This is a genomic window from Desulforhopalus sp. IMCC35007 (assembly GCF_005116575.1).
In the GTDB taxonomy this organism is placed as follows: domain Bacteria; phylum Desulfobacterota; class Desulfobulbia; order Desulfobulbales; family Desulfocapsaceae; genus Desulforhopalus_A.
Window position 1 is genome coordinate 307,161 of sequence record NZ_SWCN01000002.1, and the last position, 25,694, is coordinate 332,854.

The 25,694-nt window shown below is 47.5% G+C and carries 19 protein-coding genes; 7 read left to right on the forward strand and 12 right to left on the reverse strand.

The features are described 5' to 3' along the window. Nucleotides 1-5 precede the first annotated feature (5 nt). Nucleotides 6-716 carry a response regulator gene (locus tag FCL48_RS03215; RefSeq protein WP_136870792.1) on the reverse strand — a complete coding sequence of 237 codons (711 nt, stop codon included), beginning with the start codon at nt 714-716 and terminating at the stop codon, nt 6-8. Next, nucleotides 713-2,332, reverse strand: a complete 1,620-nt coding sequence (locus FCL48_RS03220; RefSeq protein WP_136870793.1) for a sensor histidine kinase — start codon at nt 2,330-2,332, stop codon at nt 713-715. Before FCL48_RS03220 ends, FCL48_RS03215 begins: the two co-directional genes overlap by 4 nt. Before the next feature lie 262 nt (nt 2,333-2,594). Here FCL48_RS03220 and FCL48_RS03225 point away from each other — a divergent pair, with 262 nt between their 5' ends. Genes FCL48_RS03225 through FCL48_RS03240 form a run of 4 tightly spaced genes read left to right on the forward strand, consistent with a single transcriptional unit; the run spans nt 2,595 to nt 6,701 of the window. Next, nucleotides 2,595-3,554, forward strand: coding sequence for a tripartite tricarboxylate transporter substrate binding protein (locus FCL48_RS03225; RefSeq protein ID WP_136870856.1), 960 nt, complete (start codon nt 2,595-2,597; stop codon nt 3,552-3,554). A 56-nt stretch (nt 3,555-3,610) separates the two neighbouring features. Continuing rightward, on the forward strand, nt 3,611-4,063 hold the full coding sequence (locus FCL48_RS03230; protein WP_136870794.1) for a tripartite tricarboxylate transporter TctB family protein: 453 nt from the start codon (nt 3,611-3,613) through the stop codon (nt 4,061-4,063). Further along, complete coding sequence (locus FCL48_RS03235; RefSeq protein WP_136870795.1) at nt 4,060-5,577, forward strand: tripartite tricarboxylate transporter permease; 1,518 nt, start codon at nt 4,060-4,062, stop codon at nt 5,575-5,577. Before FCL48_RS03230 ends, FCL48_RS03235 begins: the two co-directional genes overlap by 4 nt. A gap of 47 nt (nt 5,578-5,624) precedes the next feature. Further along, nucleotides 5,625-6,701 carry an AbrB family transcriptional regulator gene (locus FCL48_RS03240; protein WP_136870796.1) on the forward strand — a complete coding sequence of 359 codons (1,077 nt, stop codon included), beginning with the start codon at nt 5,625-5,627 and terminating at the stop codon, nt 6,699-6,701. Nucleotides 6,702-6,805: 104 nt separating this feature from the next. On the opposite strand, the gene FCL48_RS03245 is transcribed toward FCL48_RS03240, so the two are convergent. From FCL48_RS03245 to FCL48_RS03270, 6 genes are all read right to left on the reverse strand, one after another. Next, the gene (locus FCL48_RS03245) at nt 6,806-7,972 is read right to left on the reverse strand and encodes an FAD-dependent oxidoreductase (protein ID WP_136870797.1); all 1,167 of its coding nucleotides are present in this window, start codon (nt 7,970-7,972) and stop codon (nt 6,806-6,808) included. A gap of 60 nt (nt 7,973-8,032) precedes the next feature. Next, entirely contained in the window at nt 8,033-8,167 is a 135-nt protein-coding gene (locus FCL48_RS25625) for a tryptophan 7-halogenase (protein WP_136870798.1), read from the reverse strand. A 150-nt stretch (nt 8,168-8,317) separates the two neighbouring features. Further along, nucleotides 8,318-8,647 (reverse strand): co-chaperone YbbN, encoded by a 330-nt coding sequence (locus FCL48_RS03255; RefSeq protein ID WP_169309054.1) that lies wholly within the window; start codon nt 8,645-8,647, stop codon nt 8,318-8,320. Nucleotides 8,648-8,906: 259 nt separating this feature from the next. Continuing rightward, a complete protein-coding gene (locus tag FCL48_RS03260) occupies nt 8,907-10,265 on the reverse strand; it encodes an FAD-dependent oxidoreductase (RefSeq protein WP_136870800.1) in 1,359 nt (452 codons plus the stop codon). Nucleotides 10,266-10,525: 260 nt separating this feature from the next. Continuing rightward, entirely contained in the window at nt 10,526-13,090 is a 2,565-nt protein-coding gene (locus tag FCL48_RS03265; RefSeq protein ID WP_136870801.1) for an ABC transporter ATP-binding protein/permease, read from the reverse strand. A gap of 122 nt (nt 13,091-13,212) precedes the next feature. Next, nucleotides 13,213-14,538, reverse strand: coding sequence for a DcaP family trimeric outer membrane transporter (locus tag FCL48_RS03270; protein ID WP_169309055.1), 1,326 nt, complete (start codon nt 14,536-14,538; stop codon nt 13,213-13,215). A gap of 219 nt (nt 14,539-14,757) precedes the next feature. Between FCL48_RS03270 and FCL48_RS03275 the strand changes: the two genes are divergently transcribed. Continuing rightward, nucleotides 14,758-16,161: a sigma-54-dependent Fis family transcriptional regulator gene (locus FCL48_RS03275; protein ID WP_136870803.1), complete on the forward strand. Its 1,404-nt coding sequence runs from the start codon at nt 14,758-14,760 to the stop codon at nt 16,159-16,161. A gap of 139 nt (nt 16,162-16,300) precedes the next feature. On the opposite strand, the gene FCL48_RS03280 is transcribed toward FCL48_RS03275, so the two are convergent. The 3 genes from FCL48_RS03280 to FCL48_RS03290 form a co-directional block, all read right to left on the reverse strand. After that, nucleotides 16,301-16,819, reverse strand: coding sequence for a universal stress protein (locus tag FCL48_RS03280; protein ID WP_136870804.1), 519 nt, complete (start codon nt 16,817-16,819; stop codon nt 16,301-16,303). A gap of 300 nt (nt 16,820-17,119) precedes the next feature. Then, on the reverse strand, nt 17,120-19,021 hold the full coding sequence (locus tag FCL48_RS03285; protein WP_136870805.1) for a M48 family metallopeptidase: 1,902 nt from the start codon (nt 19,019-19,021) through the stop codon (nt 17,120-17,122). Between the two features lie 9 nt (nt 19,022-19,030). Then, the gene (locus tag FCL48_RS03290) at nt 19,031-19,627 is read right to left on the reverse strand and encodes a LemA family protein (RefSeq protein ID WP_205747631.1); all 597 of its coding nucleotides are present in this window, start codon (nt 19,625-19,627) and stop codon (nt 19,031-19,033) included. Nucleotides 19,628-19,964: 337 nt separating this feature from the next. On the opposite strand from FCL48_RS03290, the gene FCL48_RS03295 reads away from it, so the two are divergent. Continuing rightward, on the forward strand, nt 19,965-20,639 hold the full coding sequence (locus FCL48_RS03295; protein ID WP_136870806.1) for a class I SAM-dependent methyltransferase: 675 nt from the start codon (nt 19,965-19,967) through the stop codon (nt 20,637-20,639). Nucleotides 20,640-20,793: 154 nt separating this feature from the next. On the opposite strand, the gene FCL48_RS03300 is transcribed toward FCL48_RS03295, so the two are convergent. Then, nucleotides 20,794-21,219 carry a response regulator gene (locus FCL48_RS03300; RefSeq protein ID WP_136870807.1) on the reverse strand — a complete coding sequence of 142 codons (426 nt, stop codon included), beginning with the start codon at nt 21,217-21,219 and terminating at the stop codon, nt 20,794-20,796. A 303-nt stretch (nt 21,220-21,522) separates the two neighbouring features. On the opposite strand from FCL48_RS03300, the gene FCL48_RS03305 reads away from it, so the two are divergent. Beyond that, a complete protein-coding gene (locus FCL48_RS03305; protein WP_136870808.1) occupies nt 21,523-25,647 on the forward strand; it encodes a two-component regulator propeller domain-containing protein in 4,125 nt (1,374 codons plus the stop codon). The last annotated feature ends 47 nt before the right edge of the window (nt 25,648-25,694 follow it).

Sequence of the window (25,694 nt, forward strand, 5' to 3'; positions counted from 1 at the left end):
ATCTGTCAAATTGTCCCGCCGGCCTCAGATTTTTCGAGCCGATATTTCCGTTCCGGACGGCCCTTGGTTCCATAGTCAAGATGGATGGTAAGCAATCCCTCAGAGATCAGATATTCCAGGTATTTTCTGGCCGTCGTCCTGCTGACTCCAATGACCTGGCCCATCTCAGTGGCACTCATGGCCTTGTTGTCCTCATTTTCAAAGACAGCCAGGATGGATTTGAGGGTGACACTATCAATACCTTTGGGTACGTCGTCGCCTCCCATGGATACCGCCGGAGCTGATTTACGAAACAGTCGGTCAGCTTCTTCCTGGGTCAGGGTACCCGCGGTTGCCATCTGCTTTTTATAGTTGCGATAGTTAGTCAAAGATTCCTGAAATCTTTCAAAGAAGACCGGCTTGATCATATAGTCAAAGGCACCGCCCTGCAGGGCGCTGTGGAGCATTTCAACCTCCCGTGCCGCTGTGATGAGGATGACATCGGTACTGTGATGGCTGGCACGCAGTTCACGGAGAAACTCAATCCCGTTTGATTCAGGAAAATAGATATCGAGGAGGATGAGGTCCGGCTCAAGGGTATTCAGAAGTAATCTTGCCTCACCGATGGTATTGGCAATACCGGTTACCTCAAAGCCTTCGACTTTTTCCACAAAGGCCTGATGGGTTCTGGAAACTTTCTGGTTATCTTCAACAATTACGACTTCAAGCAGTGTCATGACCCGTACCTTTTTTTAGCGATTATGATTTCAAAGCGAGTACCGCCCTCGTCACCTTTTTCAACCTCAATTGTTCCGCCCAGGGTGTTTATGGCTTTTTTCGCCAGATAAAGCCCATAGCCACGCTGGCCGCCTCCTTTGGTGGAGACACCTTTTTCAAAAATTCTTTCAAACAGTTGCTCCTCGATACCGTCACCGGAATCTTCAATTTCAAAGATCAGATCATTACCAAAGTCAGACATGAAAATTGTCACCTTAGGCTGTGCCTTGCCTGCAACCGCCGCTTCTATGGCATTGTTGATAACGTTGCCGAGCACAGTGGTCAGGGTATGGCGATCAAGCTGGTCGGGAAGATCAATCATCCGGCTTTCCGGGTCTATTATAAGCTCGACCTTCTGTTCGCTGGCGTACATGCATTTCCCGATAATCATCGATGAAAGCAATCTATCCGGTAGATTTTCGGCCAGAAATCTGATGAGTTTTCTATGGCCTTTTGTCTCGTCGGCAATGAAATCGAGAGCGTCTTCGTAAGCACCTATCTGCAGCAAGCCCACAATGGTATGCAGTGAATTGGAATATTCATGGGTCTGGGCGCGGAGCATATCGGAAAAGGTCTGGACCTGGGAGAGTTCCCGGGCAATTATATCGATCTCTTTTGTTTTCCGAAAGGTCACCACCAGCCCGTGTTTATTACCGACCGGCTCTGCGTTTACGATGATGGGAATCCCGCTGAGGATAAATTCTCTGTCGGAAACCGGTTCACCTGTTGTCAGGATATGGGTGGCATCGAGATCGGGGAAGAGGTAGCTGAGATGGTTGCCCTCCAGTTCTTTTCTGTTGTGCAGATTAAGGGTCTTTATAGCCGCCTCGTTCACCAGTTTTATCCTGCCGTCTGGTCCGGTAGAGATGATTCCTTCGCGGATCGATTCAAGCAGCGCAGATCTTTCCTGAAACATATAAGCGATCTCCGATGGCTCAAGGCCGAAGATCACCCATTTTACTCCCTTGGCAATAAAGATCGCCGCAACGAGGCCAAGGGTGATAAAGACAAAGATGAAGAAAATGATCTTTTCGAGATAGGCATCGGAAACCTTGCGCATGGATTCGACCGGGTAGCCGGCGGATACCATGCCGATAATTCTATAGTTATGCTCGAGAAGAGGGACTGAGCCGCGAATAAACTGACGACCATTTTCAACGATCCGTTTTGAATAATCGCTGCCGTATTTTAAGGCTCGTATGGCAAGTGGGTCACTATTTATCGTGCCGATTCTCTGCGGGTCCGGGTGACTGATGATGATGCCGTCACGGTTGGTGACGATAATGTCTTCCACATCGGTCTGCATTTCGATGATGTCATTGAAGGCTGCAATTGAATAAAGGTCGCGTGGGGTATTGATAAAGTCCTCCCGTTCGAGCAGACCTGCGATCTGTTTGGCGGTCTGAATGGCTCTTTTCTGGGTTTGCTTGTCGACGATATCAAAGGTGAGCTGGGAAAAGATGGTGCCGATGGAAACCAGCAGTGCCACGACCAGGACCATTATGATAATGGTCACCGAGTCCAGAAGCCGTTTGGGCCGAAAAGATTGGTAGAGGTTGATGACGGCGGTCTTCATAATCAAACAGTATAGAGAGAAATTGTGATTTTGGAAATCGTAATCATTCCAATTTTAGACATCCCTGTCGACACAAGTTACAAAAGCAGCTGTAAAACACAAAAGTATACTAAAAAACCAAATATTGACATGTAGTTGCAGTTTTATAAAAGTATGTTCAGCATTTTAACACTCATATCTTATTTGAAGAGAATCAGGGCACCTGGCCCTGAGTGGACCCACCATTCAAGAAACATTCTACAAGGAGCACGGTATGAAACTGATGAAACTCGCTGCAACCTCTCTACTCTGTACATCCCTTATGGTTGGCTCAGCCTTTGCTGCTGCCATTGAAAAACCAGAATGTATTGCCCCGGCCAAACCGGGTGGTGGTTTTGATCTGACGTGTCGCGTCGCCATGTTGGGACTGAAAGATCAGCTTCCCAGCCTTATGCAGGTGACCTTCATGCCGGGTGGTATTGGTGCGGTGGCCATTAACATGTTTAACTCCACCCGAACCGATGACCCGAATGCCATTGTAGCCTTTTCCTCCGGTTCTCTTCTCAATATCGCCACCGGAAAATACGGTCAGTGGACAGAAAATGATGTGCGCTGGCTCGCCTCTGCCGGAGCCGATTTCGGAGCCGTTATCGTGAAAGGTGATTCCAAGTTCAAAACCCTGGATGATCTGATGAATCAGCTAAAAACCGCTGAGAACAGTGTCGTCATCGGTGCGGGTGGCTCTGTTGGTTCCCAGGACTGGATGAAAGCTGCACTGCTTGTCAAGTCGGTTGAAAAAGACCCCAAAAAGATGCGCTATGTTGCCTATGATGGTGGTGGAGATGCTATCGCCGGGCTTCTTGGTGGCAGTATCGAGGCATACATGGGTGATGTCGGTGAGATGGCTTCCCATCTTGATGGCAGCATGAAAATTCTCGCGGTCATGTCCCCTGAAAGACTGCCTGCGCCTTTTGACCAGTTTCCAACGACCAAAGAACTGGGCTACGATGCTGAATGGACCATCATGCGCGGTTACTACATGGGCAAGAACGTCTCGGATGAGGCTTACAACGCCTGGGTAGATGCCTTCAAAGCAGCGTATGCTACAGAAGAATTCGCCACAATACAGAAAGAAAAAGGTCTCATGAAGCTGAATATGGCAGGCGCAGAGTTTGACGCAGACGTGAAAAAACGCGTTGAACGGATGCGTGGAATTGCCAAAGAAGCAGGTCTGATCAAGTAATTACTGAAAAATATCCCCGGCCTGACCTTTCAGGACGGGGATAATCGGAGGAAAAGATGGCGGATAGAATTTTCGGCTGTATAGCCCTGGCCATTGCTCTCGGCTATGGTTTTATTGCCTTTACCATAATTGAAGCACCGTTTCAGTATGACCCGCTTGGTCCTGAGACCTGGCCGCAGATACTCTCCGTATTTGCCTGTCTCTGCTGTCTGTATATCATCGTCCTGCCCGACGGAACCAGACTGAAGGTTTTGGGATCGACGCTGATGCGTATTGCAATCCTGCTGATCCTATTGTCGGCTTACGCCTACCTCTTTGAGCCGATCGGCTTTATCCTGTCAACCACCCTGTTCTGCCTGGTGTTGTCAAGAATTCTTGGAGCAACTGCCTTGCAGGCGGTTGTCTTCGGTGTGGCTTCGGGCACATTTGGTTATCTGCTCTGTGCTGTAATACTCGACCTGAATCTGCCGGAAGGGTTTATTCTCAAACTATTGCGAGGACTGTCATGAACGAGGTATTAGCGGGTCTCTATACAGGTTTCGGGGTAGCCCTCGCCCCGATGAATCTCCTTTATGTGATAGTCGGTTGTTTCTCAGGAACACTCATCGGTGCCCTGCCAGGAATCGGACCCATTAACGGTGTGGCTATTCTTTTACCCATTGCCTACAGTCTTGGTTTGCCTCCTGAATCGGCTCTGATCCTGCTTGCCGGGATTTACTACGGGGCGGAATACGGTGGCAGAATCTCATCCATTCTGCTTAATGTCCCGGGGGATGCCGGAGCGGTATTTACCACTCTTGATGGCAACCCCATGGCCAAGAATGGGGAGGCAGGCCGGGCCCTGTCGCTGTCAGCGGTAGCATCTTTTGTCGGCGGGACCTTTGCGGTTATCCTCATGAGTCTTTTCGGACCAATGCTGGCCTCTGTGGCGATTCATTTCAACCCGTCAGATTATGTCGCCCTGATGGTTTTCGCATTTACCTGTCTGGCCTCTCTTGTTGGCAAGAATCCTGTAAAAACACTGCTCGCCGCTTTAATGGGCCTGATGATCGCCTCTATTGGAATTGATGCCAATACAGGAGTTGCCAGGTTCACCTTTGGCGTTCCTGATATTCTGGCAGGTATTGATTTTCTGGTCATCGTCATTGGTCTTTTTGGTATGGGCGAGCTCATCACCCTGGTAGAACATCAGATAACAGGTAAGTTGAAAGTCCTGCCGGTTGGCAAGAGCTTTGTCTCATTAAAGGATCTGGCTGTTGTTAAATGGGTCGTGTTCCGCTGTTCGATGCTCGGTTTTTTCATCGGAGTTCTGCCAGGAACCGGTGCATCCGTGGCCTCGGCTGTGGCTTATGGAACGGAGAAACGTATAGCCGGGAAAAGTGGTGAGAACTTTGGGAAAGGAGACATTCGTGGTCTTGCTGCACCTGAAGCCGCCAATAACGCCTCGGCGGGTGGAGCCATGGTTCCCATGTTGACTTTGGGAATTCCGGGTTCCGGTACGACCGCCATCCTTCTTGGTGCTCTACTGCTGTTTAATATCACCCCTGGACCCTTGATGTTTCAACAGCGGCCTGAAATTGCCTGGGGTTTGATCGCCTCCATGTATATTGGCAATCTTGCACTACTGGTCATCAACCTGCCGCTGGTCGGATTTTTTGCCCGATTGCTCACAATTCCGCAGAAATATCTTACCCCCCTTATCGCCGTCCTCGCCTTTATCGGGGTCTACTCGGTGGTGAGTAATCCTTTTGATCTGTATATGATTATCGGCCTTGGACTTTTTGGCTGGCTCTTGAAAAAAATGGGGTTTTCTCTTGCTCCGGTTATTCTCGGGGTGGTTCTGGGCAACCTGTTTGAAGATAATCTTCGCCGGGCCCTGTCTATTTCAGGTGGTGATTGGAAGGTGCTTGTTGAGTCGTCAAGTAGTATTATCATTTACGTCCTCACTGTACTGATCCTCTTTGTACCGCCGCTTTATGGCAGGATAAAGAAAAGCAGAATGGAAAAGAAGACGGCAGAATAATACGTTCAGATTTCCTGTATGGGTAAAGCAGGTCGAAGATAGGGGCTATGGCTGAAAAATCCTTAAAGTCACGGTTACAAAACAGTAGCCCCTTACAGGTTGTGACTACGCTGTTGATTGGTACCTGCGGAGCAGTGGTCGCAATTGTGGCAGGCCTTCCTGCGGCCGCTCTGATAGGCTCAACCCTGGCTGTTTCTGTTGTTTCTTTTGGCAGATTACCAACGTCCGTGCCTGGCTGGTTGCGCAATATGGCCTTTGCCGCCATCGGTTGTTCCCTTGGTTCGGGGATTAACACAGATTTTTTTGAACTGGCAGTCAAGTGGCCACTCAGCCTGAGTGGCCTTGTGCTGGTTATGGGGGTGATACTCTTTACCAGCAGTTGGGTGTTGACCGCATTTTTCAATCTATCAAAGATCACCGGGATCCTTGCCGCTTCCCCTGGAGCATTAAGCTATTCACTTGCCATAGCTGCTACCGGCATTGGTGATGCCAGGGCAATAATCGTCATTCAAAGTATCAGGTTGCTGTCGATTACGACCTGTCTGCCTCTGATTCTTGACGTTTTAAACCTCGAGCATGGCAGGGGTGGCAGCAGTCAACACGGCAGTCTGCCTCTTATGGCAACGGCTGGAGTGTTTCTTATGACCCTGGTGTTTGGTTTTCTGCTGAGCAAAAAGAAACTGCCGGCAGCCTATCTCATTGCAGGTGTTCTGGTGAGCGGTGTCCTGCATTATCTGGGGGTTGTTTCCGGACGACCGCAAACCGCGTTCCTGTGGACAGGCTTTGTTATTACAGGGGCTGTCATTGGGGCAAGGTTCACCTCTATTCCTCTGGCTGATATTAAGCGACTGGTCGGTGGCGCCCTTGCTGTGGTTGTTGTTTCCAGCAGTATTGCAGCGCTGTTTGCCGCCCTTGCGGCCAAAGTCCTTGACCTGCCTTTTGGTCAGCTCTGGGTCTCTTATGCCCCGGGTGGGGTTGAAGCAATGGCGGCAATGGCGCTTTCCCTCGGCTATGACTCGGCCTTTGTTGCGACCCATCACCTTTTTCGAATCATTCTGCTGCTTTTTCTTCTTCCCTTTCTGCTGCGGGTTCTGAGAAATAAAGAAGACAAGGCCTGCATATGAGAAGAACAGCGGCGGATGTTCAACTGCAAAAAGCAATGGGAGGTAAGGGGCTCCCATTGCTTTCTGCGGTTTTACTGGCGTGTGTTACAACGTAAGAACAGTAATCACTGAGCGGCTTTTAATTTCTGCAACGCATGCTCTGCGGCAATAGTGATTGGCTCTGCACTGGGCTCAGAAGAGATGTCCGGGTTACAGGCAGAAGTAAAGGTTGTGAGTTCAGAAATTGTTCTTCCGCCAAGGATGAATGCGGAAACTGCATCAATTTCTCTGGCCGGGGCAATGGCATGGCTGACAATCTGTCCCCCGATCAATTTTTCTGTCTTTTTGTCAAAAACCAGCTTGAGTTTCCATGGTTTCATCCCTGGAATCATGCCATGTTTGCTTCGTGAATCCACCACGGCGCAGACGGTTTCAATACCTTCTCTGGCGGCGTTGGCTTCGGTCAGCCCGGTTGCGGTGATGGTCATGTCAAACATTTTACAGCCACCGGCATCAAGTACCCCGGGAAACTCAATGGAATAACCGGCGAGACGTTTTGCAGCGAGGCGTCCCTGGACAACGGCTGGCCCGCGCAGTTGTCCTGGGGTCGGCTTTTTGGTAATGAAATTGAATTTTTCCACACAATCACCACCCGCTAAAATATCCGGGTTGGAGGTTTCCTGAAATGTATTCACCTTAATGCCAAACTGGCCCATCTCGAGACCAATATCTTTTGCAAGTTGAATATTTGGTCGAACTCCAACATTCATAAAAACGATATCAGCATCAAGGGTTTTACCCGATGACAGCTCTACGCCGACGACCTTGCCATCCTTGCCAATGAGTCTTTCAACCTTTACTCCGGTCTGAATGTTCAGACCTTTTTCTTCAAGATAGGTCCTGACCGAATCTGACATATCTTTATCAAGCATTAAGGGAAGAGGTCGGTCCATCAGCTCAATGATGGAAATGTTATAACTCTTTGGTGCAGTCTCTTCGAGCAGAGAAGCGATTTCCATACTGATGAAACCGGCGCCAATAAAGATAATATTTTTACTTTTCCCGCTACCTACAGCAGCTTTTATCTTTTCTGCATCGGGAAGCCCACGCAGTGTCATTACCCCCTGAAGATCGTTACCTTCTATGGGTGGAATAAACGAGCTGGACCCTGTGGCCATGTACAACTTGTCATAGTTATACTTATCGCCTTTCGCGGAAAAAACGGTTTTGGTTGCGGTATCGATCTTTACAACTTCATCGTTTACGACATTTATGCCTTGCCCCTGAAGCATTTTGTCAGGAACAATTATTGATTCGCTGCTAGCCAGACCGGCTATTACATGAGGCAGAGCTCACCTTACAATGAAAAAATCTTCTTTACGGATAACAGTGACATCAACTTCGGGCATGAGTTTTTTGGACATCATGGCTGCCGGTCCACCGGATCCGCTACATCCTACGATTACAAGTTTTTCACCTTTTTTCATGGTATCTCCTTTTTTAAGTTAACGACGACTGCTGTTGTGTTGTACGATGTACTATTACTGTTGTCAGGCACTCTTCCAATTGTAACTGCTGCCAGATTTGGCAACTGGCTGAAGGCGCCCCGCTCTCATGAGCAGGTCTTGACCTTGCAGTCATGCATTACCCTGCAGGTCTGACAGTAATGCCTGAAGTGCTGTAAAAGACTGGATACCGACCAGGCGCTTTATTTCCCTGTTTTTTTGGTAGATGACGAGGGTCGGCACCGTCTGGATATTGATTTTTTCTGCAATTTCTGGATGGCTTTCCACATCAACCCGGGCAATTGTTACGATTCCAGCAGATTTTTTTGTCAGGCTGACAAGTATCTTATGCTGATTCTGGCATGGGGATGACCAGGGAATGCCAAAGGCAATAAGACTTAAATCCAAACATCTAACCGTTGTAAACTCTTCTGTATTGAGTAGCCTTATCGCTGCGCTCATCTTTTTTACCTGTTTGTCATTTTCCATTTTGAAGGCCATGACCAGTTGTTCGGTAATTTAACTAGCAACTTTCATTCCATAATAATTTTTGTGTATAACGTATTTAAAACATTAGAGATGTTGTTGCATGATGGGCGGTTGAAGGCTGGTGTACGGGTTGTCCTGCAGTTTAGGTAACGTTACTGTGAACATAAGGTAACGGTCTTAGAAGGCCCGGTTTGCTGGACCGGACCTTTTACTGGATAATCAAGACTCTTGTTCAGGACAGGTAGCTGTTTCGTTTTATGGCAATCATCTCAGCGGCCTTTATGAGTGGATAGGCCGTAGGCGGACCGGTTAACAATGGATGTGTACCTATCTGAGAGGTGAGAACCCCTTCCACCGTCATTCTGTTCTGGACGATAAAGCCAATCAGATTGGTGAGTTCTCCAACGGATCTTCCACCAAAGACCTCACCGCCGAGAATGATTCCGGAATCTTTGGAAGCGATTAATTTGACAAGTTGCTTGTGAGTGCCGGGCAGGCTGCCAGGATGACAATCTACTCCCTCAAACATACCGGTAATGACCTCAAAGCCACGTTCCTTCGCCAGATCTTCCGTTACACCTGCGGCACCAAAGGCATCTTCCCCGATTGCTGTGCAGAAAATAGAAATAGTGCCATTAAAAGCGCGAACCGTTGATAGTTTATAAAGATTCATCCCGGCAATCCGTGCCTCTGCACAGGCTGTAGATGCAAGCATGGTTCGTTTTGGTGTGCGGGTAATAAAGCTGAATTTTTCCGCACAATCTCCCACTGCAAAAATATCAGGGTTAGCCGTTCTCATATATTCGTCGACCTTGATAAAACCCATTTTATTGACGGCAAGCCCCGCTTCTTTTGCCAGATCTGAGTTGGGGTGGTAGCCAACAGAAAGGATAACGGCATCTGTATCCAGCACTGTTCCGTCATCAAGGGCCACTCCGGTAACCTTTGTCTCGCCTAATATCTTCTGAACTTTCTTGCCACAAGAGAGCTTGACTCCTCTGGCTATCAGGGCATCTTCTGCTCTTGAGGCCAGCTCTTTGTCGAAAGCAAGACTGAGGACATGGGGTAACAATTCAACGATAGTGACATCCTTACCGGCTTTTACCAGTTCGTCTGCCATCTCAACCCCGATAAAGCCGCCGCCTATGACAACAACTTTCTTACAATCTGCAAATATGCGGGATTCCCTGTCCAGATATTCTTTGTTTTTCGGGATAAAGAAAACATTTTCAAGATCAATACCTTGAAGCCACTGGGGGCGGATGGGAGATGATCCCGTTGCAAAAATCAGTTTCTCAAAAGCTATTTTTGACCCATCCTCCAGGGTGCAGGTCTTGTTTTCCTGATGAACGGAGACCGCTTCACCAATAGTCAGGTCAATCTTGCCGTTTTCCAGAACCATATCTGGAACAACATTTTTTTCACTTGTGTCCAGGGTTCCAAACATATAGGGAATCCCACAGGGAACGAGCATTTTGTTTTCCTTGCGTACCAGTGTGACCTGTTTTCCTGGATAAAAATTCCTGGCAGTTGTGGCCGCAACGATACCTGCAGCACTGCCACCTATGACCAACACATCAGCTTGTTTCATTTTTCCCTCTTCAATATCTGGTTTTGAATTTTACTTCCTGTCATTACCTCATGTGTAACTGGTATTCCAAGATGTGTGCCTGATAGAGTCAGGAATAGCAAAATAAAAAGATTGTATGATATTAGCAGTATAGAGCAGTTGTATGCGGTTTTGGCAGACAAAGAGAGGACGTTTGTAGCTCCTGGAAAAAGGAGGTAACGTTACCAGGAGGTGTAAACCGTTACTTGAAAATCCTCTTCACTCCTCGTTGGATCAGGAAATTATGGATTCTGGTTATGATACAGCCTGTAAAAAACATCTTGTCGCTGCATAAGCTCGTCATAGGTCCCCTGCTCAACGATAGCGCCATTATCCATAACCACGATGCTGTCATAAAACCTGGCAAGATCAAGCCGATGGATAATTGAAATTATGGTCTTCTCCCTCAACGATGCTGAAATAAAGTCCTGGATCATTGCCTGAGAGATATTGTCAAGACTTGCGGTCGCCTCGTCCATAATGAAGATCGGGGAATCCGTGAGAAGAGCTCTGGCGATGGCTACCTTCTGTTTTTGCCCTCCCGAGAGATGACTTCCCTGACTGCCCACAGTAAAATCGAGACCGAGGTCGATAATTTCTTCCATGAGTCCGTTACGTTTGAAGGTATCCCAGGCCAGGTCTTTTATCAGCAGGATGTCTTCAAAGGTCTTCTTCACCGAGCCAAGCAGGATATTGGTGCGTATATTCCGGTTGTATAAGTACCCTGAATAACAATAGGTATTGAAATCATTGGTTGAGTTGTCCAGCGTGCCATTGCCTGGTTTCTCAGGATTATTGTGGGTGTCATGATGACTTGTGCAATCAAAAACCTTTAAAATTTCGGTAAGAAAGTATTTTCTGGCAGAGAGAATCTTTTGTTCAAAGCCCGGCTGCAGAAGGATCAGACCATGTTTTGCCGGAATATAGCGTAGAGCCAGAATCATGAGCTGATTTTTCTCCTGAGCGGTCAATGAAACCCCACTATCGAGATGATCAGTGATATCCTCATAGGTTTGGAGCTCCTGTTCTTTCATGGGACATTCGCTGAAAAAGGATTCGTCAGTGGATGTCTGTTGCAGGATTTCCAGGATGATACGTGCCAGTGACAGGCCGAGACTCAACAGGTCGTTATACAGATTTTCATATTGGAGAAGTTGAATAAAATCCGCATTGGTGGGGAGTTTTTCAGGGGCATATTTGCCACTTGGAGATTCACCAAAGATCAGATTGTCCCGTAAGGTGGCATAGTAGAGGAATTTATCCCGGTCATAAAATTCTACAACTTCACCGAAGGCACCTTTGAGGTCCTGATGAAGAATCTGGCGCATTTTCAGGATATGATTTTTGAGCTTTTGGGCCTTGTGGGGAGGAGGAACAGAACTCATGCCGAGCCACACAAGGTCTTTTTCGAGGCCGATATGGGCGATGATATGGAGTAAGCGGCTTTGAATTTCAGCCGAAGGGGTGGCACAGGTCACGGAATCGTGCAGGCCGTACAGAATATTATCTCTGATCGTTCCTGAAAAGATAAAGGGGTGCTGGGGAATGACGGTAATCTGTGAACTGATGAAGTCTTTTGTGCAGCAGGTCATATCCTGGCCTTCAAGATGGATAGTGCCGTCTTTACTTTGATACAAGCGGGCAAGCAGCAGGGCAAGAGTTGACTTGCCGCATCCCGATGAACCTACCAGAGCAATATGCTGCCCACGGTGTATGGTCAGACAGATATCACGAAGCAGGGTAATGTGGCCAGGCAGCGTATAGTACAAATGGGAGAGTTCCAGATACGCCGGTTGGGTATTTGCGGGTCGGGCGGCGGGGGGGAGAAGTTGTTCCTGGTGGTCAAAGAGCCGGGTTATCTGCTGGTAAACGACCCGGGCATTCTGATATTCCTGATAAAAAAGGCGCAATTCCTGCCATGGGTCATACAGTTTTTCGTGGGCTGAAAGAAAGGCTACCAGTGCGCCAAGGCTGAACTGACCCTGTATCGCTAAATGCCCACCCACCAAAAATAACAGAAAAGGCCCTGTGGCCTGGAAAAAGTTGCCGGTGAATTTGATGCCAAACTTGTAGATATTAAGCGTTATCACAATATTATACAGTTTATTTATGAGCAGCCCGAGCCGGCTCTTTTCAAACTGATACCTGTTGTAACTCTGGATCTCCACAATCCCGTTTATCGCCTCATTGACGGTATCGCTCATCTCTCTTACCGTGGCGATGCGTTTTTGATTCCAGCTGTTAAACTTGTTTTGCAGTAAAGGGATGACAACAAGCTCAAAAGGGTAGACGGCGATGGTGATCACCGTGAGCATGGGACTGAGTGAAAACATATAACTCAACACCACGACGTAGGTGAGAATTGAAGTTAAGGGGACAGCCAGGGCCTGGCCGAGAAAGGCACCTATGGCATTGAGCTCTCCTGTCATGGCAGAAATCGCTGAACCTGGTCTCAGACCCCGATAGCGCTGCAGTGGCAGACGCAGAACATGCATATAAAGCTCTGAGCGCAGACGAATGAGGATTTTCTGGCCGATGATTACCTGGAGCATATTGATCAGGTATTTTGTCAGTCCTGCCAGAAGAACCGCGGAAATATAAAAACCGCAGTACCATAAAAGCAGGTATTCATCCCGCTTGCTGATTGCTTCATTCACTATTCTTTTCTGTAATTCCAGGGGGACGACCCGGAAAAACACACTGATAAGAATTGTGGCGAGCAACAGTAGCTGTAAGCCGCGGCAGTGACGTATAATCCAGTAGTAGAGAGGGCGTTTGGTGATGGAGAGAGTGTTTTTATTGAGCATAGCGGGTATCTCTTTTGAGGTATACTCCACATTGGTTGCGGTATGTCTGCGGTTCCTCCTCTGTTCTGCAACAGGTGAAACGGACTCTGCAGAAGAGAGGAGGTCAACGGAGAAAGGGATTGTTAGAAACTGTACTGAAAACCGAGTTGCACCCGGTTTATATCGCCATCTTCGCCGTTCTCGATTTCCCGGGTGGCGTAGATATATTCAAGACCAATATTGACCTGGCTCACCGGGCTCCATAAGAGATTTGCATGAACGGATTGATATATGCTGTCTGCAGTATCGCTGACCACATCGAGGTCGTTGTCTCTTTCAGCGTAGGAGTAGACCAGGGTGGAGCGGAGGCTGTTGGTCCAGAAGTGCTGATAACTGACCAGGCCACCCCACTGATCACTTGTCTCAATGTTGTGGGTGGCAGGGTTAATGAAGGCGTCTGCAAATTCAGCCTCCATATAGCGGCCAAGTGCGTTGCCGTAGTTGAATTGCATGACCATCTTATCTTTGTCAAACAGGGGCAGGGACGCGGTTGCACTGATAGCGCCACCATAGGATTCATCTTCATAAAGACCGCTGTCGACAATGATCTGGCGACCCAGTCCTGCCAGCGAAAAGTGGCCAAGTGCGGTATCAAAATTAGCCCGGACGATAAGATCGGGCAGATATTCTCCGCTTCCGGCGGTTGGTGCGAGTTCATCTTTTGATTGATAAACACTCTCTGGATTTTCCAGGGCAAATTGCAATGATCCGAAAGAATATGGCTGCGTCCAGCGAATCTGGGCCTGGCGAATAAAAAGACTACCCGCAGGGCCACCGAAATCGATAGTTTCAGGGTAGGAGGCCAGATCAATAAAGGTACTCCATTCCTGACCTATCAGCAGATTTCCCAGTTCCCCGTATGCCCTGCGCAGGCGAATTCCGTAGGAGTTGCTGAAAGCTTCATTGCCTCCCGAGCCGTAAAAATCTGTTTCAATTCTGGTGTTTAATTGACCATAGTCGGTTGGCGTACTGGTAAAAATGCCCAGTCTTGACTGCTTGGCATGCATGGTGAGAGCATTGCTGGCCAGTGTATCTGCTTCGGAATCAAGGGGCACGGCTGAAGGTACGTAACTGTTTTTACCGCCGCCATCCTTATCTGTATAAATGGTGTCGAGTTTTGCATAGCCGTACAGTTTAATGGATGTGTCCTTTGGTACAATCAGGGCGCCGCCATTACTACTGTTGCTGTCTGCAACAGTTTCTGCAGCTGCTGTTTGTTTTTCTTCGAGCTCTGCGACTTTTTGCTGAAGCAGTTCCATAGTGGCTTTCATCTGGCTGATTGTCTGTTTGAGGTCGTCTATGGTCTCAGCCTGGCTGGTCTTTGCTCCAGTGAGGCCAAAGGGGCTGAGAACGAACAGTAAAAAAAGGATACCTGCATAACGCCGTTTCTTCATCATTGCTCTTTTCATCTTGTCTCCTTTGTGGTGAGATGAGTCCTGACTTCCGTCTAAGTCCATTGCTTCCAGCTTCAGGGTCGTTACTATCAAATTTTGTGCCCAGAAAAATAAAAGCTGTAAATAGTTGTTTTACAGTGGTATTGTTGCCACAGTCAGGTGGTAATTCATGAAGAAATCTTGGAGATGAACGGTGGTAACGTTACCAAAACAGGACTATGGGGGAGCAAAAATATGGAAGGTAAAACACATGAAATCTGGAACCGTCGCTTCCTCAGCAGAATTATTGATTCCATGGCGGATGGTGTGTTTACCATGGATAGCGAGGGTCTTATCTCCTCCTGGAATCGATCCATGGAGCGAATCAGTGGCTATACCGCCAAAGAGGCCCTGGGCAGGCGTTGTGATCTACTCCGCTGCAGTCGCTGTTTTGGTGAAAATTGCCCGGCTGATATCAAAAAATGCAGGATATTTGATCAGGAATATAGTGAGGCCAAAGAGTGCCTTTTGCAGCATAAGGACGGCCATGACGTCCCGGTCATAAAAAATGCAAGTGTTGTCAAAGATGAAGACGGCAAAATTCTTGGGGTGGTAGAAACGGTAACCGATGTGACCGAGCTGAACCAGGCCCGCCAAAGGGCTGAAAAAGCGGCCCTGCGTCTGGGGGAAATGCACCGGTTCGAAAATATTATCGGCAAGAGCCAGGCAATGCAGGATGTTTATACTGCGATAAAAGCAGCGGCAGACAGTGACGCCACCATTATCATTCAGGGAGAAAGCGGTACAGGCAAGGAGCTGGTGGCAGGCGCCATTCATTACAACAGCATGCGTAAGGATATGCCCCTTATCACCGTCAACTGCAGTGCCCTTTCCGAATCTTTGCTTGAGAGTGAGCTTTTCGGCCACGCAAAAGGCGCTTACACAGGTGCACTTCGTGACCGGATCGGCAGATTTGAGGAGTCTGCAGGGGGAACCCTGTTTCTTGACGAGATAGGCGAGTTGAGTCCATTCATCCAGGTTAAAATATTAAGGGTACTCCAGGAACGTGAAATCGAAAGGGTTGGAGAGTCGAAAAAACGAAAAATAGATATCCGCATAATTACCGCAACCCATCAGAATATCTACGACCTGGTAAGGGAAGGAAAGTTTCGGGAGGATCTCTATTATCGGCTCAAGGTTTTCCCCATAACTCTTCCTCCTTTAAGGAAAAGAAAAGAAGATATTCCTCTTCTGCTCAGCCATTTTGTTCGCATCATGAACAAAAAAACCGGGAAGCAGGTCATGGATACCTCTCGCGAGGTTATGCGCACCTTCATGGATCACGATTGGCCGGGAAACGTTCGGGAGCTGGAAAATGCCATCGAACACGCCTTTGTTCTTTGTAAGAGCGACAGGTTGGAGCTGAAAGATTTACCAATCGAAATTCGGCAGATGAAGAGGAGTGGGGCCATTGCCCAGCAGAGCACCAATGCAAAAGCACGAAAGGAGCATCGTCTGGACAAAGAAAGTCTGTTGCAATTGCTTGAGGATAGTGGCTGGAATAAAGCCGAGGCTGGAAGAAGAGCTGGCTTGAGTCGAACGGCCATCTGGAAATACATGAAGAAGTGGGATATCCCACTCCAGTCAGATAAGTCGTGAAGATGCCAGAGGTGTTTTTTGTAGATCAAGGGGAGGATTTTTCCCCCGCATCATTACGTACGGGGCTCTCAATGGACAATATGCAACTGAGTTGTTGTCCATTGAGGATGCGGGGACTCCATTGCCTGACTAACTTGTGCTAAGCGGCCTTTGAAGGAACAACGAGAACAGGAATTTTTGATTTTTTTAGTACAGATTTTATGTTTTTCCCAACAGACAGACCAGACAAAAGGCCCTCCGAGGAGCCAAGAACAATCAAATCACAATTGGATTCTTTTGCCTGCTTCAGAATCGTCTCAATGACCTCCCCTTCTTTGACGATGATTTCATAATTGGGGATTTCATAGTTTTCATCTATTTCTGCGCCTTCCTTACAAAATGCACTGAGAGCTGTTCGTGCCATCTGTTTCGGAGTCACTTTGCCAACGAGCGCGTGTTTTGCTTCGTCTCTGTTTTTTCTCAGTATTTTCTGCCATTCATTCTCGCTAAAGAGGTTTGACACAAAACTCTCATAGTTGCCGGAAGGGCCTTCCATAATGTGGAGAAGGATGAGTTTTGCGTTAAACTGGTTTGCCAGCAGAGCTGCCTGTTGAAAAGCTATACGGCTGGTCTTGGAGAGATTCGAGGTAAACAAGATTGTTTTGTATCCATTCGACATAATAAGCTATTCCCCATTGAAACGAAGTGCATCTGCGATGCCGTTTTTTGCGGTGACAGCCCTTTATACTATACGTAAAAGGTATGCCTGGCACCAATTAGTGGTTATTTGAGCGGAGTCTGATAAAGCCTCCAACTAGGATATCTCGACTTTTACATAATAACAACAGGAATTCACTCTCTTGGGTAAAGATGAGCCATAAAACGAACAAAGATAATTACTGTGAGAATTTGAAAGGAGTGTGAGAAGAACGGGGCAGGGATTATTGACAGGGGGCCAACAGAGAGAAGGTCGGAAATTTTAGCTGAGAAGTATCGGCATAGGACAATTCAGGCCGCTTGAGACAGCGCGCAGCAACTCCGTTTCCAATGTTGAGACATGTTTATCGGCCAGCACCACGGTTGCGCAGGCACTAAGGAGCATTTCTTTATATCGGGGCTTCAGGCCGATCAGATCATTGAGTGCTGCATCGAGGTCCCCTAGAGAAAACTTTTCTCCGGTAAGCCGCTCTCCATCGATCCATTGGATTTCTTGCAGAACTTCTTTTCGCAGCGCTTCTTTATCTATGCCCTTTTGTTGTAAATTATTGATAAACATGGAGAGTAAAATGGTGCCTGCTTCTTTTGCCCGTTTTATGTTGGGTTCTTTTTCTGTTGTCCCACTGTTGTTTTCAAAGACACCCGCGAGATGATGGAGCACAATTTTTTGCAGTGTCCATTCAAAGACATGTAATTTGTTGTCGGCTGCAATCAGGGCCAGCAGGTTTGTTTTGAACTTTTTATACTGGTTAACAGAGAGCTGCCGCAGTGTAGGCAGGGCAAGATCCACCAGAGGCAGTCGGTAAGCTGCACCGAGTGCAGCGGTCTGAGGGGTCTGCTTCATAACTTCATCATAGGTGGCTGGATCAACGGCGGTACTCAGGTATTGGAGCTGATTTTTTCGCTCGGCAACATTCTGGTCAAGCAGAAGGGCGTAGATCACTGCCTGGGCGCCGTAGGAGGAATGAATAGATTTTTTGAGATCCTCGGGTATCGCCTCTATCAACTTCCTGGCGTGGCTCACATGATTTGCCGTAGGATTACCGATCTGGCCGACAACCTTCGTACTGGACATTACCGCAGCACCTGCGGCCATCATGCCGATCCTGGATTTATCTAATCGCTCTTTGGAGGCGGGGGCGGGCTTGTGGGCCGTGGAATCATCTGGTGAGACGAGTGGTTTGAATTGTCCGTCCCATGATGGGAGTATTCGTTTAATCCTTTTGCCAAGTGGAGGATGGGTTGCAAAGAATGCTGTAAATGAGGAGGTGAAACCCTGGCTGAAAAGAGAATGACTGATTTCAGCAATACCGGGTGTATTCAGGACCGAACCCTCTTTTATTGAACCAATACGGATAAGGGCACCTCCAATTCCGTCTGGATTACGGGTAAACTGGACTGCTGCACTGTCGGCCAGGTATTCCCGCTGTCTGTTGACCGCAGCTTTAATCAGGTTGCCAAAAAAAGTACCACCATAGCCGATCACGACCAGTCCGAGGCCGAGCAGTACAAAACCGCCGCTCCCCTTAGAATTGCGGGACCTCGGCGTGAAACGCAAGAGATAATAACCAATCAGGCCAATGACCAGTATGCCGTGCAAAACACCCATGAGGCGGATATTCAAGCGCATATCGCCATTGAGAATATGGCTGAATTCGTGGCCGATAACGCCCTGGAGCTCATCCCGGGTCAGTTTCTCGAGGGCTCCCCTGCTCACACCAATAACGGCATCACTGTAGGTGTGGCCGGCTGCAAAAGCGTTGATCGCGTTTCCAGGAATGAGATAGACCGGCGGGACGGGTACGCCCGAGGCGATAGCCATCTCTTCGACGATGTTGAGGAGCCGTTGTTTTTTTACATCACCATTATCGGGGGCGATGAGTTCCCCTCCGAGCTGGTCCGCAATTTTGTCCCCCCCACCGGAAAGCTGCATAACCTTGTATGAACTTCCGAGGGTGACAATTGCCAAAACTCCACAGCCAACCGCAAAGAAGACGGGCCAGTTTATCTGCTGGCCTGCAAGTGTCTGAGGGTTGAGAAAGCCAAGAGCCAGCATAACCAGCAGGTTGGTGAGGACAACCATTGAAATAACTGCCAGGACAAAGAAAGCAATGAGTCTTGCAGTATTGCGTTTTGCAGCATCCTGGGAACTGAAAAAATCCATCTTTACGGCCTAAAAAGAGACTTTTGGTACAGCCTGTATTTCTGCGCTGTCAGCAAATTCAAGGAGGCTGGCGTCCTGACTGTGGCCAAACATCCCTGCAAAAAATACAGCGGGAAAAGACTGTTTGGCCGTGTTGTAGGCCATTACCTGGTCATTAAAGGCCTGGCGGGCAAAGGAAACTTTATTCTCTGTGCTGGTCAGTTCTTCACTGAGTTGCATCATATTTTCATTTGCCTTGAGGTCGGGATAGGCCTCCATGAGCATGGAAAACTTGCCAAGAGACCCGCTCAGAGCGCTTTCCGCACCGGTCAGTTCGGCAATGGCGGAGGGGTTTCCGGGGTCAGCAGCCACAGAGGCAAGCCCTTTTGCCGCAGCATTTCGCGCGGTGATAACAGCCTCCAGAGTCTCTTTCTCATGCTTCATGTACGCCTTGGCTGTTTCAATGAGGTTTGGAATGAGATCATAGCGTCGTTTGAGCTGAACCTCAATCTGGGCAAATGCATTTTTATAACGGTTTCGCAGGCTAACCAGATTGTTGAAAATACTGGTGATCCAGATGGCGATCGCCGCCAGTATGACCAGAATAACAATAAGTGTAATGAGCATCCTTTTATCCTCTCGATTGTAGTAAATAGCCTGGACCATTTGCTCGGGCCCATGCAAAAGTGTAAGGCGTGAACGTTTCAAATATGTCTGTTTGTGCGACCGTGACAGATGACTTTCTCCTTCTGGTTGCATGAAAGGGACAACCACAGGTTATTATAGCATGAACGAAGATCATCTTCCTGTAAAGTAGAGAGATTTTTGTAATAATAACAATTGAGGTTTTAATAGCAAATCCATGGTTGAATAAATGATCAGATAGTTTTGTCATTGCCGCTTTACAAACCGGCAGCCAGAATGACATGGGAAATCAATCTTTTTTGTGAGAACTTAAGGAACAATGAAAACATCCCTTTTTGATTCCTGGACAGAAAAATATGATAACTGGTTTGCAACACCGACCACACAATTTGTGAAAAAGTATGAATTGGAATTGCTTCTGCAACTTCTGAATCCTCAACCGGGTGAAGAGATACTTGATGCAGGTTGTGGGACGGGAATTTTTACTGAAGATGTTGCTCAAATGGGTGCGAAGGTAACCGGAATGGATATTTCACTTCCAATGCTGGCAAAAGGTGCCGTGCAACTGAAGAATATGAATTTTTCGGCAGTATGCGGAGATATGTGTGCACTGCCTTTTTGCGATAAGAGTTTTGATAAGGCTTTTTCCATGACGGCAATTGAGTTTATCGAGGATGCTTTTGGTGTCATAAAAGAACTCAACCGTGTCGTGAAAAAGGGGGGATGTATCGTTGTAACCACCCTCAACAGTCGGAGTCCATGGGCAGAGCGACGGGAGGAGAAAGGAAGAAGCGGACACTCTCTCTTTTCAAATATCTCTTTCCGTTCCCCGGCTGATATGCGTTTACTTATTCCTGATGGAGGTGTGGTTACAACCGCCATACATTTTGATAAAGACTCGGATGTGGAGGAGATTCCCAGGATTGAAGCTGAGGGCAACAAGCTGCAGCTCGAGACCGGCGCCTTTCTCGCAGCCCAATGGTTCAGAAGGTAAGTATCTGGCCCAACAACTCAATACAAACTTCTTACAGACCAGCCGTCGGATTTGCCCGGAGACCAGCGCCATTTTCTGAGAAAATGGTCACCAAGCTGCACCCTGAGGTAGTGGCAAGAGGATATACAAGAGTGAAAGAGTGATGTTCAGCCGCTCAGGTTACGATCTCGCTGACAATTGTTTTGATCTCTTTAATGTCAATTGGCTTGTTGCAGGAGCGAATTTGGAATTTCGAGCACAAGTCCTGTAACTCCCAGGTGTTATTTCCTGTGCAGAAAATAAATTTCGAACCAATTTCAGGACAGCTCTCACAGAGGTTTTTGAAAAAATCTATTCCGTTCATTACCGGCATATTTACATCGGAAATGATGACATCAAATTCACGAGAACCTATTTCCTGAAGCGCTTCTTTTCCATCGCAGGCCAGAGTGATATTTGCACAATCGGAAAAACACAGCTGGAGAATATCTCGAATGAAGTAGTCGTCATCAACAATCAGGAAATGCAACGGCTGATTGTCACATTGCATACAAGGGGAGTTTTTCTGACAGATTGAATCATTGGCTTGGCGCACGGTCATTCCTTCTTTTTAGTTCATTTTCAGAAACTTACCAATCATATACGAAACCGCTGAACTATAAATAGATTGGATGGTTTCGACTATATCAAAACGTGCCATTTGTTATCGATTTTGTGTCAAAGGTTGGTTAGTATGATCGGTTTTGTGCGATATGTGAGAGTATTATTGAAGAATTAAAATACAACATCAATTGGTTAAAGGGCTGTGGCCCTGTTCAACCTAAAAAACAGGCCTATTTGACAAAGAGAAAACTCTCCAGATAAGAAAAGCTGTGTTTAAGGGAACAATCGAAAGGAAAATATTTTGAAGACGCGTTTAATTGTTTTGCTGGTAATGGGGCTGCATTCCATAGTTTGCGCAAGCTTGCCTCCGGTTGCTTTTAACACGATCTCATCTGTCGACGGATTACCCCAAAATACAGGCCGGGTTATCATGCAGGACAGGGATGGCTTTGTCTGGATTGGTACTGAAGACGGCCTTGTTCGATTTGATGGGTATTCAATGTTAGCCTTTCGCAGAAGACATAATGACCCCACCAGTCTTTCTGATAACTATGTTTCGGCTTTGGCTCAGGATCCCGCTGGTAATATCTGGGTCGGTACCATGGGCGGGGGGCTTAATATTATAGACCCTCGACACCGTCATGTCAGCCGGATACCCGGGTTGAGCTCGGCAGATATCCGTCATATTGTGCCGGATCCAAAGCGAGATATTATCTGGATCGGAGCTGGAGATGGTTTGTATTATCTCGAAAATCGGGATATAGCCAATGAAGTTGGTGGCCCTGGTATTACAGATGATGCTCAAACGGTACATGAAGTCCCTTTAACTTTGCCAGATGGTATACTTATGGGGAATGCTGTGTCCGGTATTGTTGTGCAAGACGATAAAATATGGATTTCAAGCCGTGGCTCGGGGTTATGCTGTTACGATCCTGCAACAAAGTCAGTCCAGTGGTACCAGGCGGGTGAAAATGGGCTTGCGGATAATACTTTTAATACTCTTGCTGCAGATCAACGCGGCAATATATGGGCAGGCAGCCAAAGTAACGGTCTGGTTCAGGTGTTTCAGCAGACAGGTAAAGTAAGCTTTAAACATTTCGACACATCCAACAGCGATCTGTCAGCAAACGATGTTATGACAATCGCCGAGGCTGATCATGGCAATCTTTGGATTGGCACCTGGGGTGGCGGGGTTGCTCTTTTTCACCCAGACTCGGGGAACTCAGAGAGTTATCAATACTATCCCGGTGATAAATATTCCGTTCCCAGTAATATTATCATGGATATTGTCCGTACCCGGAGCGGACAGGTTTGGATCGGTACTTTTGATAAGGGTGTCTGCTGGTTTAATCCTGACGCTCCATTTCATGTTTATAATGCCAGGCCGGATGGAGAGGCAGGGCGTCTTCCAAGCAACCTTGTCTGGTCCTTTGCTTCTGATCAATCCGGCTCTCTGTGGATAGGTACCGGTAAAGGCCTGACACAGTTAGATTCATACACTCAACAGTACAAACTGCCCAGTGGGATAGAACCCGCCGGGTTGTGGGATAAGGTTCGCGGTGATGACATCAGGGCGCTTCTTGTTGATGGTGATGATCTTTGGATAGCTGCAAGAAAAAACGGTGTCGTAAAACTGTCCGTATCAACGGGTGTCGTCTCCTCCATTACCAGCCTTTTGGCCAAGGGCCAGAGTCTCACCAATGATTATATCCGTTTAATGGTGAAAGATAGTCAGGGCTTTCTGTGGTTAGGGGCAGCAAAAGGACTGAACCGCTTTAACCGTGAAACCGGTGAAATCCGAGCCTATACAAAAGTTCCTGGTAAGGAATTATCCCTGCCTCACTATCGTGTCAGGGCGCTGTTTGAAGACAGTAAAAAGCGCATGTGGGTGGGAACAAGTGATGGTCTGATGCTCGTTCATCCGGATGGAGAGGTGCTGAAAGTGTGGCGGTATCCCGCTGAACAATCATCTGGACTTCAGCTTGCGGGAAAAGGTATACGGGGGGTGGGAGAGGACTCCCTGGGACGCATCTGGCTGGCAACAGAGGGTGGTGTTTCTATCTATGATGAGGCCAGTGAAAGCACGACAATCTTGCGTGAGGAGAACGGTTTACCGAGTAATGCAACCTATTGCGCGATTGATGGGGCCGGTTTTATGTGGATAAGTACTCTGCACGGTCTGGCGCGTGTTGATATCAGTACCCTTGAGATAGAGACCTATCTAGCATCAGACGGAATGCCGGATGACGAGTTTAACTTCAATGCCTGGCATAAGCTGCCGGATGGGCGTCTGGTTTTTGGCACCTTGTCCGGGTTGACGATATTTTCTCCTGACATGGTACCCGGGCCGGAAAAAGCGGTGACGCCTCCTCCGTTACAAGTGCAGCCATATGTGTATAATGCGCTTGGAGAAAAAGTGACCGTCGACCAGGACTTCTTTGAGAAAGAAAAGAAACTGGTGAGCAATCGGATTGCTTTTGAATATAAGGCTCTTTTTTTCGCCAATCCCAGTTCGGTACAGTATGAGGTAAAACTCCAGGGAGCAGATCTGGATTGGCAAAAAACTGGAATGGCACCTTTTATCGCATATTCTAATTTAGCGCCTGGTAAGTATAGCTTTGAGGCTCGGGCGAAATCAGCCCATGGACAATGGGTGGTGAGTTCTTCCCCAGTATCTTTTGAGGTTGCCCAAAAGATATGGAAAACCCCCCTGGCATATTTTCTCTACACAATTGCTGCAGCAGGCGGCTTTGTTGTCTTGTTTTTCCTCTATAGTCGCCGTCTTAGAAACAACGAAAAAATCCTCAAATATCGAATCGCTGAGAGCACCAGAGAGCTGGAGGTATCAAACACTGATCTTGCAGAAAAAAACAGTCAGCTTGATCGCCTCATGGCAGAGAGAGAAAGGCTTTTCAGGGCCATTGCCCATGAACTTCGAACGCCTCTTTCAATGATCATGTCGCTTCTTGAGGTCATGAAGGCCGATTGGCAGGGAGATTCTGCCACGATGTCAATGGCGTACCAGAATGCTACGCGGCTTGGTTACTTGCTGGACAATATCCTGGATCTTTCCAGAAAACAGAGGCATCTGCAACAGGAAAAGGAGCTGTTTGAGGTGCAAACAGCTCTAGAAGAATGTCTGAATCCGTATCGTCAGCAGATACAGCTGAAGAATAAGCAGCTTATTGAGAAGATTGACCTTGTTGGGGTGTGGTTATTCATGCACAGAGACGCTTTTATGCTCATGGTTTCAAATTTACTGTCCAACGCCTGCAAATATACAGAAGATAACGGAATTATTGAACTTAACGCTCAGGTTTTGGAAAACACGCTGCAAATAGAAGTTGCCGATAACGGGATTGGAGTCTTGGCTGGAGAAGAAGAAAGAATATTCCACTGGTTTGAGAGAGGCAGGCAGTCGACATTTGGTGGCTGGGGGGTTGGGCTTGCCTATGTAAAAGATGAGGCAGAAGCCGTAGGGGGAACGATTCGATTGGAACAAAGTGAGGCCCGGGGGGCTCTCTTCATCCTTTCCCTCCCTCTTGCATCTGGAGTCAGAGATGTACCAAAATCTTCTTCGACGTCCCGTGAGCATCCGGTCGACATTGATCTGAACTCGATATTACCGGATAACACAAAAAGGTATTCAATATTGATCGTCGAAGATAACACCGATCTGTTGCACCATCTCCCGACATTGTTTCCAGACCATTGGACCATTCTTACGGCAGCCGATGCAGAAACGGGTTGGTCATTATCGCTCGAAAAACTACCCGACCTGATACTAACAGATCTCATGCTGCCGGGAGAGTCCGGTTTTGACCTTACCCGGAAATTAAAGGGTGATGATCGCACAGCGCATATTCAAATTGTCATACTGACAGCTATGGCAAATGAAGAAAACCGGCTTGCCGGTTTAGGTTTTTCAACGGATTCATTCATGGGTAAACCTTTTAAAAATAAGGAATTACTGTTGCGCATCTATGGCCTTCTCGCAAATAGAGAGCGGATCTTTAGCCGTGCAAAGCGGATTGTTCTAAATATGAAGGCAGACAGTGAGGAACGTGCTGACGATGATAACTCTGTCTATGAAGATCCATTTCTGGAAAAATTGCATGGGGCCATGGCGGTTCATGACAATATTTCATCGATTACTCTCGAAGAAGTGGCGAGTCAGTTGGCAATGTCCAAAAGGTCTTTCCAGCGAGAAATGGAACGCCTTGGTATCAGTTGGCGTGAATACAAACGTTTGCGAAAATTACGCTACGCAATGGACCTGCTCAGAAATCCAAACACTCAGATAGGTGAAATCGCCGAGAAAGCAGGCTATAGCTCTGCTGCACACTTTTCTAAATTATTTAAGGAGTATACGGGAAGTACACCCTCAGCCTGGCGCAATAACCTTGAGAGGCCTGAGCAGGGTTGAAAAACAACACTGTCAATAATTATATTAATATTACTGATAATTTACCC